Source organism: Flavobacterium rakeshii (assembly GCF_009741375.1).
GTDB lineage: Bacteria > Bacteroidota > Bacteroidia > Flavobacteriales > Flavobacteriaceae > Flavobacterium > Flavobacterium rakeshii.
The window spans coordinates 163532-176591 of the sequence record NZ_WOWP01000016.1; the positions used below are offsets into that span (position 1 = coordinate 163532).

Genomic DNA, 13060 nt, shown 5'->3' on the forward strand with positions numbered 1-13060 from the left:
TGTAAATTACTGAATTCTAAAAGGATACTATTATAATGGTGTTTTCTTTTTGTTAATATTTGTTTACGTGATTAACACAAGCTATTAACTATTCTAAACACTATTAACTATGAATCAAAAACTACTAATAACGTCACGGTTATTATTGGTTAAGTTCCCGAAATTAATCTCGGGGATTTTCCATCCGGTAGTTCCAAAAAACACTTTTGGGAAAGTATCCCTTTTGATGTTTTTTGTCCTATTTGCCATTAATGCAAATGCGCAATTAGCTACCGAAGATTTTGAAAGTGGTATACCTACAGCTTGGGGACAGGCAAACAACACAGTAGGTACATCTACTTTTGGTATTTCTACAGACGGATACAATTCAAGCACAGGAGCTGCTTTTATTGATCCGACAGCCGAGAACATTGGTGCGGGTAACACGGCACAATATTATTTGGTAACGCCATTGGTTACCGTTCCTGCAAATGGTGAGATTCGCTTTTTCACTAAGCAGGGTGATGCGGCAGAACATGGAAATGTTTACCAGGTAAAACTATCCACTGCGGGTCAAACCGATATTTCGGGTTTTACAACTACTTTAGCCACGTGGACAGAGAGTCAAATTTCTACAACTTATGAAGAGAAGGTTGTAACCATCCCGGGGTCTATTGCTCCCGGTTTAAGTATTTATATAGCTTTTGTTTTGGTTAACGACCAGCCGGGTGCTACACCGGATGCCGATACCTGGTACCTTGATAATATAGGTATACAGTCGGCTGAGGTATGTGATCCTGTTTTAGCTGCCGATTTTACAGTTACTTCTGTAACTACAGAAACGGCAGAGCTTACATGGACACACCCAACGGCTACTAACTTTGAAATCCAGATTGTTGCCGATGGTGCTACACCAGGTACTGTAGGTACACCAACCGATAATACATATTCGGCAGGTACACTTACAGCAGAAACTGATTATGACGTATATATTAAAACTATATGTACCACTACAGAAAGTACATGGGCAGGTCCGTTTGACCTGACTACTGCTATTTTAGGTACATCTTGTGAGGCGCCTATTGTTATACCGGACGACGGTAATACATTTACGCTGTCTTCAAACCTTAATGCATATGTAAATCCTGATTTAGTGTATACTACACCAGGTACAGACTGTGTGCCTGCAGGAGTAACTCAAAACTACCTTAATGGTGATAAGGCATTTTTAACTTTCACACCGTCTCAGGATGGTTTACTTACCCTGTCGCAAACTACATTACCTTTTGCTTCGGGTACCGGATGTTTTGGTAATTCAGCTTCGGGAGTATTTGTTTATGAAAGTTGTGCCAATGTTGGAGTACAATGTATAGGTGGTACCATAACAACTGCTACAGCAACTCCGGCTTACATTTCTAACTTATTTGTACAGGCGGGGCAAACCTATGTAATTGTAATTTCTTCAACTTACGCTTCTGGTGGAAGTGTGTGTTTTGATTTCACAGCAAATTTTTCTACCTGTGCACCACCTGCATCATTTACGTATTCTCATTTGTTACAAAACTCTGTTTCTTTCTCATGGGATAACGAAGCTAACTTAGTTTCAAACTGGGAATATGCTGCGGTTCCTACGGGGTCGCCTGCACCAACATCAGGACTTAACAGTACAACTACAAATATTGATAATGCATTAACCGGCTTAACAGCAGGTACTGCATACGATTTATATGTGCGTTCTGTATGCGGAGGTACTCCGGGTGAGTGGAGCAATCCATATAAGTTCACTACACAATGTGATGTGTTTGATACTCCTTATACTACAAACTTTGCAGGTACTTCATCTAGTGTACCACAGGTGTGCTGGACATCTGTAGATGTTAATGCAGATGGTTTAAAATGGACATACCTTGGCGGTTATGCTACTTTACAAACCAGTACTTATGCTGATTTTAATAACGATATGCTTGTTACTCCTCAAATCAACTTTACGGGAGCTCAAAAAAGACTTCGTTTTAAAGACAGAACTACAAATGGTATTTCAAGTTATTCTATAAAAGTTTCTACTACAGGTATTGGTGGTGATGAGTTCACTACTGTTATTATGCCGGAAACTCAAATTACGAATACAGGTTTTGAAGAAAAAATTATATATATTCCAACTACAGTAACGGGTGCAGTAAACATTGCGTTTGTTGTGACTCCGGGTACAGGTAGTGTTGCTACAAGAATCTCTATAGACGATGTGTTTATTGAAGACGTTCCTGCATGTCCGGATCCGCTTAATATAGCTGCTGCTGATATCACTACAGAATCGGCTACATTATCATGGACACAAGGTTTCCAGGAAACACAGTGGGAAGTAATTGTACAGCCTACCGGTACTGCTGCACCGGCAGATACTGATTCGGGCGATCTTACAACAAATAATGTTAACTATCCTGTTTCAGATCTTGAACATTCTACACAATATGATGTGTATGTAAGGGCTTACTGTAATGATACCGACCAGAGTAACTGGGTAGGTCCGTACGTTTTTATTACAGAGTGCGGTATATTTGATACTCCTTATTTTGAGAACTTTGATACCGCAGATACTGAGAACTCTCACAAATTCTGCTGGACTATACTTGATGCTAATGAAGATGGAGCACAGTGGAATTTTACTACTACAGAGGCTGCAATACAGGGTAACCCGTTTTTTGGGACACCGGTATTTGACGATTGGTTAATTTCTCCTGCTATTAATGTAGTTGGAACTAAAGAGCTTAAATTCAAATACAGGGCTGCATTCTCATTCTTCTTCCCTAATCCACGATTTGGGGTACAGGTATTAATGTCTACTACAGACACTGATCCTGCGAGTTTTACAGAGATTATGCCTTTAATGGAGTTCACTAATACTGATTATATTGAGAAATCACTTTACATTAATGCAAACGGTCCTGTTTACATTGCGTTTAGGGTTCCGCCTACATTCTCAACAGTAGGAGGTACTTCGGTATTCCAACTGGAAGATGTAAGGATAGACGAAGCTCCGGCTTGTCCTATGCCTAACTATGGTGAGCTAACTGCTTCAAACATAACTCAAACAGATGCTGTACTTGCATGGACTCCGGGATTCCAGGAGACCGAATGGCAGGTAATCGTTCAGCAGCAGGGAACAGGTGTTCCGGCAGATACTGATACCGGTGATCAAACCAGTAACAATACTGCTTATCCGGCAGATAACTTATTGCCAAACACAACTTACGAATATTATGTAAGGGCATATTGTAATGATACAGATCAAAGTGAATGGGTAGGGCCATATACTTTCACAACATTATGTGAGGCCTTTACTACTCCGTTCCTTGAAACTTTTGAAGCATCATCAGAATCTGAAGAATGTTGGAGATCTGTAAACGAAAACTCTGATTCATTTGCCTGGACACTAGATGCTACATTAGATGCTTTTGAAGGAATTCATTCGGCAGGTATTTTCTCAGGTTCAAACGGTAATAATGATGATTATTTAATTTCACCAACTATTACTGTTACGGCAGGTCAGCGTTTAAGATTTCAGTACAGAACATACAGCGAGTATTTTGAGGAAGATTTAGAAATAAGACTTTCTGTAAACGGTAACGAACTGTCTGAATTTACTACAGTACTATATAATAGTGATGACGATACAACTCCTATAAATAATCCATATTGGAAGGAAATGATATTTAACCTTCCGGCAGGTATAACGGGAGATATTAATATTGCATGGGTAATACCTCAAAGAGAACCTAGCCCACTGGGGTACAGAGGTCAAACATTACTTATTGACAATGTGGTTATAGAAGATATTCCTACATGTGCAGCTCCAAATAACCTTGCGGTTAATTTTATTACCGATGTGTCTGCACAATTATCCTGGAATACGAATGGAGATGAAACAGCTTGGGATATTTATGTGCAACCGGCAGGTATGGGGACTCCTGTAGGAGATGGTGATCCGGAATATTTATCTACAGTTACTGCTAACCCAACAACGGTTAACGGACTTACAGCTGCTTCTCAATACGAGTACTATGTACGAGCAGTATGTAGTGATACAGAAGAAAGCGAGTGGGTAGGACCTTATGTATTTACCACACGATGTCCTTTTGCCACAGCTTGTGAATATACATTTACACTTACTAACGATGCCGGAGGATTCTCTGGAGAGCTTCATATTATCCAGAATGAACTTGTAGTAGCTACTATTGATTTACCTGGTACGGGTGCAGGTACTATTACGGTTCCTGTATTCTTATGTGACGGAGTTGAATTTTCTGTGTACTGGGATGGTTTAGGATCGTATGTTCCGGGTAGTAGCTCAAGTGCAGTAATTACAATAGCGCAGAGTGGTTCAACAATCTGGACAAGCCCGTCTCCACTAGATCAAATGAACACTGTTCTTTACAATGGTTTTGCTTCATGTAGTACAGTTACATGTCCGCAGCCTACAGCACTTACTGTAGATGCAAACGGTGTGCTTTCATGGACAGCAGGAGGTAGCGAAACACAATGGGAAGTTTACCTTCAGCCATTAGATAACGGTACATTACCACAATCAGGTATTTTAGTAAATACAACATCATATACTCCATCGGCAGCCGATTTCAACATGCCTGAAGAAGGGACTTATGAGTTCTTTGTAAGAGCCGTGTGTGGAGAAGGAGATGAGAGCTTCTGGTCTGGTCCGCAGGAATTTGTTAGAAACGATTCTGCCGATACAGCACTTGTAGTTCCTGTAAACGGTACTGAGACTTGTGAAGAATCAGTAAGTAAAATAAGCTTTATCAATGCTACTGTATCACCTGAGCCAATGACCTGTGCAGGTGCTAACGATGGTGATGTTTGGTTACAGTTTGATGCTGTTGCTAAAGTTCATACAATTAGTTTAACAAACTTCTCAGGTTCATACTACTATAGTGGTGGTAACCCGCCTCATGCAAATGTAACAATGACACTTTACCATGTAAACGGTACTGTGCTTGAAGAACTGGCTTGTTCTGAAAACAATGTTATTGTTGCAGCATACAGTTCTGAACTTATAGTAGGTGATACTTATAAAGTTAGATTAACACTTAACGGTACGGCTCCAAACGAGCATACTTTTGATGTGTGTATAACTACTCCGCAGGATTTATGTGCTTTAGATGCTGTTAATGGCGGATTTGAAACTCCTTCAGCAAACTTTGGTATCAATAACTTCTACGATCAGCATGTAGTACCGGGATGGAGAAACAACCTTACAGAGGAAGATACATCTCTTTACAATGTAATCTTCTTTAGTGATACATTTGGCGTAATTGGTTATACCCCTTATGAAGGAGGTCAGTCAATCCAGTTAATGTCTGCTGACAGTTCTGAACCAACAAACCCTGATGATTTAGTAAATATTAAAGGTACATACCAGGACTTCGATAGTTCTGAAGTAGTGACATATAACTATAGCTTTGCTCACCTTTCAAGATCAGACGGTACAGTAGTACAACTGTATGCAGGTCCTCCTGCAGGTCCGTTTGAGCTTCTTGTAGAGCAGGCAGGTACAGTAACATGGGCGGTATATGAAGGTGAATACAATGTTCCTGCAGGACAGGATGTAACAAGATTTATATTCAGATCTAAAGACAACGCAATTGGTAACATTATCGATGCAGTAAGCATTACGGCAAACAACGAGATTGTTACAGAGCCTCAAACTTTAGATTGTACCGAAGATACTCTTACACTTGAAGCAAAAGGTGTAGGTGAGTGGAGTGCCGATGAAAATAACCCTACAGAGGTTGTGTTTGAAGATGCTGCGAACAGCACTACAACCGTTAACGGACTTATAGCTTCGGGTGATTATACATTCTACTGGAACACACGTTACTGTGAAAACAGTTTAGTGATTACAAACATCGCTGTTGATGATGTTCCTGAGGTAACCTCTCCTGTAGAGTATTGCCAGGGAGCAACTGCTGAGGCATTAACTGCTGCAGAGATTGAAGGTTATACTTTAGTCTGGTATACTGTACCAACTGAGGGTACTGCCGAAACTGAGGCACCTGTACCTTCTACAGAGAATGTAGGCACAACATCATACTATGTGGCTTATGTAAATGCTGAAGGTTGTGAAGGACAGAGAGCACAAATTGATGTTGTTATCAATGAACCGGTTGCTGCTGTGGTTGAGTTTAGTTATGACTCTCCTTCATGTATTAACTCTGGTGATGAGCTAATCCCGAATATTGGTGCAGACTTCACTTTTGGAGGAACATTTACATCTGCAACACTTACTGTAGATCCTGAAACAGGTATTGTAGATCTTACAACTGCTACCGAAGGTACTCACGAAATTGTGTACACTTTTGAGAACGATGTTGTAACCTGTATAGCTGCCGGTACATATACAGCTACCGTAGAGCTTGTAGGTGCAATTACTCCGGTAGTTGAATTTAGCTACAACAGTGTTTACTGTTATGACAATGGAAATGTATTGCCGGAAACCGAAACAGGCTTCACAACCGGTGGTGTGTTTACAGCAGAAGCAGGACTTGTGATTGACCCTGTAACGGGTGAGATTGATACTATGGCTAGTACAGCCGGTACATATACAGTTACTTATACTATTGAGGCCGATGAAGCTACATGTAATGTAGGCGGAACTCATACTGCAACTTTAACTGTTGTAGGAGATCTTTCGGTAGGTATAGATCAGGAGTGTAGAGGCAGCAGCACCTGGCTGGTTGCTACTGCAGCAAACGGTACTTTTGGTAACGATGTAACTTATGTATGGAGAAATGAAGACGGTATAGCTGTAGGTTCAGACAGCGCAGAATTTAACGTGTCTGAATACTTTACTTCAAACAGCACACTTGAACTTCCGTTAGGCTTTATCCTAACAGTAACTGCAGGTTCATGTACAGGTGAGGCAGCTTACACAGTAGAAACAATGATGTGCCAGATACCACGTGGTATATCTCCAAACGGTGACGGAGATAACGATACATTTGACTTAACTGACCTTGGGGTTAGTGAGATCGTTATCTTCAACCGTTATGGTAAGCAGGTATTCGAGCAAGGTAACGGATACACTAACCAATGGCATGGTCAGGATAAAAAAGGTAACGACCTTCCTGACGGTACATATTTCTATAGCCTAACAAAATCTAACGGTGAGCAATTAACCGGTTGGGTTTACATAAGCAGGGAATATTAATATTTAGTAAAGGCAGCCTGTCTGTCTGTTTAAGGCAGGCAGGCTTTTATTAATCTTCATTTCACATCGACACACTTCAATGAAAAGAATATATATAACAATGGCTATTGCTTTTGCCGCTGTATTTAGTGCAAAAGCGCAGCAGGATCCTCATTATACACAGTACATGTATAATATGAATGTGGTAAACCCGGCTTACGCGGGTTCTAAGGAAGGTCTTTCCGGAGGATTACTGTACAGGGCACAGTGGGTAGATATCGAAGGGGCTCCAAAAACAGGAACACTTTCATTACATAGCCCTGTGGGTAAAAATGTAGGTTTAGGGCTATCTGCCATAACCGATAAAATTGGTCCGGTAGAGGAAAACAATGTCTACGGAGATTTCTCTTATACACTTGATTTAGGAGGAGAGCACAAGCTTGCCTTAGGTTTAAAAGCAGGGCTTACTTTCCAGAATGTAGGACTGTTTAGCGATATTGGTGATGGGTATGTACCATCAACATCAGATGTTGCTTTTAAAGAAAATACAAGTAACACTTACTTTAACATAGGTACAGGTTTGTTTTATTATACAAACAAATATTACCTGGCTTTCTCGGTGCCAAACATGTTAAAAACAAAGCACCTTGATGTTAGAGAAGACGGTAGCGAAAGACAATTCGGGTCTGAAGTACAGCATTATTTCCTAACAGGAGGTTATGTGTTCAATTTATCGGCTAACACAAAAATGAAACCTTCTGCAATGCTTAAGTCGGCTTTCAAAGCGCCTACTTCACTTGATTTATCGTTAAACTTCCTGTTCTTCGATAAGTTTGAAGTAGGAGGTACTTACAGGCTTGACGACTCGGTTGGTGTTATGGTTAATTATGCTGTTACACCAAGTATCAGGATAGGTTATGCTTACGATCATGTAACGTCTGATCTTAATGTTACTACACCGGCATCACACGAGGTAATGCTTTTATTTGATTTGAACAAAAGGAAAAAAGTATCTGTTTCACCAAGATTCTTCTAACCAGATAAATGAGACTCTTTTAATATGAAAAAAATATATATCGCAGCAGGGCTTTTAATGGCACTGTACGGAAATTCCCAAACTAAAGATACTCAGAAAGCAGATGCTCTTTATGAAAACTCAAGGTATACAGCTGCTATAGAAGAATATCTTGGTTTAGTTAACAAAAACAAAGCCGATGCTTATGTGTATAAGCAACTGGCAGACAGTTACTATTCTGTTTTCAATATGGCCGATGCTGCCACTTGGTATGCAAAAGCCATTGAGGAGAAACAGGATGCCGAAACTTATTACAGATATGCGGTAGCTTTAAGGGCACAGGGTAAATATGCCGAGGCTAACCAACAAATGGATACGTTTGCATCAATGCTTCCTAACGATCAGAGAGCACAGCTACACAAATCAAATCCGGATTATATTCCCGCATTAAACAAACAAAACAAGCTTTTTGATGCTGCGGAGGCAGATGTAAACAGTACAGATAAAAGTGATTTTGGTGCTGTACTGGCAAACGATAACACACTTTATTTTGTAAGTACAAGAAACATTTCGGCTACCGATGATTACGGTCAGCCATACATAGATATATACAGTGCAGTAAGAAACGAAAATGGTTCGTTCTCTGAAGCTGTTGCTGTAAACGAGTTGAATACACGCTTTCATGATGGTCCCGTTGCCATTAGTGCCGACGGGAACACCATCTACTTTGCCAGAGATGGTCATGCAGATGGTAACTATGTAAAAGGAAGTAAAGTTAAGCTGGCACAAATTGGTTTGTATAAAGCGACTAAAACCGATGGTAAATGGCAAAACATTACGGCACTGCCTTTTAACAGTACTGCTTACTCAGTAGGTAGTCCAAGCCTTAGTGCCGATGGTAAAACGCTTTATTTTGCGTCAAACATGCCGGGTGGACTTGGAGATACAGACATCTGGAAAGTAAGTGTAAACAGCGATGGTACTTATGGTACTCCGGTGAACCTAGGTAAAGAGGTTAATACTCCGGGTAAGGAGAATTTCCCTTTCATTACAGATGATAATGTGCTTTATTTCGCTTCAATTTCGCGTCTGGGATATGGCGGATTCGATATTTTTAAAGCCGATTTAATCAAAGGTGGAGAAGCCGTTAACCTGGGTAAGCCTGTTAACAGTGAGAAAGATGATTTCTCGTTTAGCTTTAATGCTCAAAAAAATGTAGGATATTTTTCATCAAATCGTAGTGGTGCAGACAATATTTATACTGCAAATCCAGTTTGTAGGGTAGAAGCGATTGCAACTGTTACAGATGTAAAGACAGGTAAACTTATGGCTGATGCTAAAGTAGCCATATTAGACAACCGTAATAATGTGATTGAAACAAAAAAAACGGGTAGTAACGGTGTTGTATCTTATGATGTGGATTGTGATACTGATTATGTACTTGAGGTTTCAAAAGCAGGGTATGATAGTGCAACATTTGTCATTGCAAAAACGCAGGAAAAGCAGGTAGTGGTACCGGTAGCATTAAAACCGGTTAACGAACTGATTAAGGAAACTCATATTGAACTGGCCGATATTAACTTTGAATTCGGAAAGAGCAACATCACAAGAGAAGGTGCTCAGGAGCTGGATAAGTTAGTAGAGATTATGAATGATTACCCTAATATGGTAATTTATGTAAAAGCCCATACCGATACAAAAGGTAGCGCTTCTTACAACATGGCACTTTCTGAAAAGAGAGCACAGGCAACAGTTTCTTATATAATTTCAAAAGGTATTAGTAAAGACCGTATTACAGGAAAAGGTTTTGGTGAAACAGAACCAAAGGTAAATTGTGGTGAAAACTGTACCGATAATCAGAATGCTGCGAACCGTCGTTCGGAGTTTTTGATTGTTAAGAAGTAGTATAACTACTGTTAAATAAAGATTGCAAAGGCGAAAATAGGTGGTTTTTAAGTTTTAAATCACCTATTTTTGCCGTTTTTAAAAAAAAGGCTTAAAGAAATGAAAAAGATTATTGCCTCGTGCCTGCTGTTTCTGTCAGTATTTACTGCTTTTGCTCAGGGCGAACCAAATGATTGTGTTAATGCAATTACAGTGTGTGGGAACGGTACATTTGCCTCAAATGCCAATGGTATAGGTCAGGTTCAGGAAGTTACCGGATGTGGTGGTTTTGAAAACAATTCTATCTGGATTAAAATCAATGTTGTACAGGCAGGAGATTTGGGTTTTGATTTAGTGCCTGATGATCCTGATATTAATGTAGATTATGATTTTTGGGTTTATGAAGCTGATGCCGAATGTGGCGCTCTTGGTTCTCCTATTCGCTGTTGTACTACAAACCCTCAAATGGCTGGTTTATCAAATAATCATACAGGAATTAACGGTAGTACATTAGATTCGAATACTGGTCCTGGAGCTGGTGGTACAGGATATGTAACATGGATTGATGTATTACCGGGGCAATCGTATTATATTGTAATAGACAGGCCGGTAGGTGACGGAGGTTTTTCAATCAACTGGACAGGTACTGCAACTTTTGGAGACGGGGCTTTCCCTCAGGCACCAAATGCAAACCAACTTGAAGAGGTAAGAACCTGTAGTAATAACCCTAATATTGGAGTTTTTGATTTAGGTGCTTTAAAGCCTCAAATAAACAGCGATACTACAAATAATACAATTGAGTTTTTTACCAGTGCTGCAAATGCGGTAGATGGTACTTCTCCGTTAAGTGATATTATTTCAAATTCATCTAACCCTCAGCAAATTTATGCTAAGGTTACAGATAATACTACAGGATGTTCTTCTATTACTGATTTTACAATAGCAGTATATCCTTTACCAAATATAACTGTTACCGCTTCTCCACAGGACGCCTGTCCGGGAGCCGATGTGACAGTAACTTTTTCAGGTCCTGCAAATGCAAACTTCAATTATAATGTAGATGGTGGCGCGCCACAATCGGCAACTCTTAATGCTAATGGTTCTCTCACCATAACTCAGGGTTATATGCAGGATACTACTTATACGCTTGAGGATGCTAATATAACTACTTCAGATGGTACTGTGGTATGTAGCCAGTCTTTATCTGCTTCGGTTACTATAAATGTAAACGATATGGAACCGCTGGTATTTACTACAAATGGTCCGGTATGTTCGGATGATGACGGTGTTATTACTTTAACAGGTCCTGCAAATGCAACGGTGAGCTATACCATAGGTTCAAACCCTTCTCAAACAATTACTCTTGATGGTACAGGGCAGGGTATAATAACGCTACCGGCTCTTACTGCTACTACTGATTTTGTAATTATAGATGTAACAGATGCTCAGGCTCCGTTTTGTACGGTAACACTTAACGAAACAGGAACTTTAGAGGTAACAGGTGCTCCTGCATTAACAGAGCCCGAACCAATGCACGAATGTATAGACGGTAATACTGGTGTAGCTTCTTTTGATTTAGAAAGTAATAATGATGCCATAACAGGTGGAGGTACTTTTGTTGTAACTTATCACATGTCTCAGGCAGATGCTGATAACGATACGGGAGCGATTGCATCTCCTTATCAAAGTGCATTGGCAAACCAAACTCTTTTTGTAAGGGTAGAGCTGGGTAGTGGTGCTTCGTGTGTATCATTTACCACTATAGATCTTATTGCAACAAATGCCCCTACAGTAACCGCTCCGGCTCCGCAGGTGGTTTGTGATGATAATGCCGACGGATTAATGCAGTTTGATTTAACTTCAACGATTGATGATATTACAGGAAATAATGCCTCTTATCAGGTTTCGTTCTTTATTTCACAAACAGATGCAGATGCAGATACTTCTGTAATAACAAACCCTGCAGCTTATACTAATACTGTATCAGGAGGGCAAACTATTTTTGCAAGAGTAGTTGATCCTGCTAATACAGTATGTTATGCTACTACTTCGTTTGACTTGGTAGTTAATCCTTCACCGCAGGTTCCACCGGTGATTTCTGATTACGAGTTATGTGATTTTGATGGCGATAATGTAGAGGTATTTGACCTTACTACAAGAGCTGCCGAGATAGGTTCGTTTACACTTAGTTACTATACCTCTCTGGCAGATGCTACTGCTCCTGCAAATGCTATTGCAGACCCTGTAAACTATCAGTCGGGCGGAGAACCTGTTTATGTAAGATCTGAAAATCCTAACGGATGTTTTTCTGTAACGACTTTCAATACAGTTGTAAATATTTTACCGGTTATAAATAACCCTGCTCCTGTATTTGCAGGTTGTGAAGAGGTTAGTGGTCAGGCTGATTTTGTGCTACATAACCATGATACTGCTATAACAGGTGGACAGGCAGGAATGACAGTACGCTACTTTGCTACCCAGGGTGCAGCCGAGATCGACGACCCTGCAGATGAGTTGCCTGCTGTATATGTATCTCCAACTACAAATATCTATGCCAGGGTTACTGCAACAGCAACAGGTTGTTGGGTAGTGATAACAGTTCCGTTAGAGGTGATTCAGGCACCTATAGGTGAAAACCCTGATGCACTTGAAGAGTGTGACCTTAACGGAGACGGTTCGGCTAAGTTTAATCTTCAGGCGGTGCTTGATGATCTTGAAGCTCAAATGCCGGGTGTTATTGCTACAGCGCATGAGACTCAGGATGATGCTGATATGGCTACCAATGCTATAACAGAAACAACAGAATATATTTACCTTCCTGTAACTAACCCTTCAGGGATTATATACATAAGATTACAATCGGGGCAAACAGAATGCTACGATGTAATTGAACTACAATTAATCGTTCACCCTGTCCCTGAGGCTACCACACCGGCAGCTTACGGACTGTGTGACAACGGTCTTGACGATTCAGACGGTGAAGG

Annotated in this window: 4 protein-coding genes; all 4 read left to right on the forward strand. The window is 40.3% G+C overall.

What is annotated here, in order from left to right:
- The first annotated feature begins 109 nt into the window (after positions 1 to 109).
- Positions 110 to 7198, forward strand: coding sequence for a choice-of-anchor J domain-containing protein (locus tag GN157_RS06225; protein ID WP_157482231.1), 7089 nt, complete (start codon positions 110 to 112; stop codon positions 7196 to 7198).
- Positions 7199 to 7277: 79 nt separating this feature from the next.
- A complete protein-coding gene (locus GN157_RS06230; protein WP_157482232.1) occupies positions 7278 to 8213 on the forward strand; it encodes a PorP/SprF family type IX secretion system membrane protein in 936 nt (311 codons plus the stop codon).
- Positions 8214 to 8237: 24 nt separating this feature from the next.
- Complete coding sequence (locus GN157_RS06235; protein ID WP_157482233.1) at positions 8238 to 10097, forward strand: OmpA family protein; 1860 nt, start codon at positions 8238 to 8240, stop codon at positions 10095 to 10097.
- 99 nt (positions 10098 to 10196) lie between these two features.
- A partial coding sequence (locus GN157_RS06240; RefSeq protein ID WP_157482234.1) for a hypothetical protein occupies positions 10197 to 13060 on the forward strand: 2864 nt, incomplete at its 3' end.

Coding starts and splice junctions, on each gene's coding strand:
- GN157_RS06225 (WP_157482231.1), top strand. CDS start 110: ATGAATCAAAAACTACTAATAACGTCACGGTTATTATTGGTTAAGTTC.
- GN157_RS06230 (WP_157482232.1), top strand. CDS start 7,278: ATGAAAAGAATATATATAACAATGGCTATTGCTTTTGCCGCTGTATTT.
- GN157_RS06235 (WP_157482233.1), top strand. CDS start 8,238: ATGAAAAAAATATATATCGCAGCAGGGCTTTTAATGGCACTGTACGGA.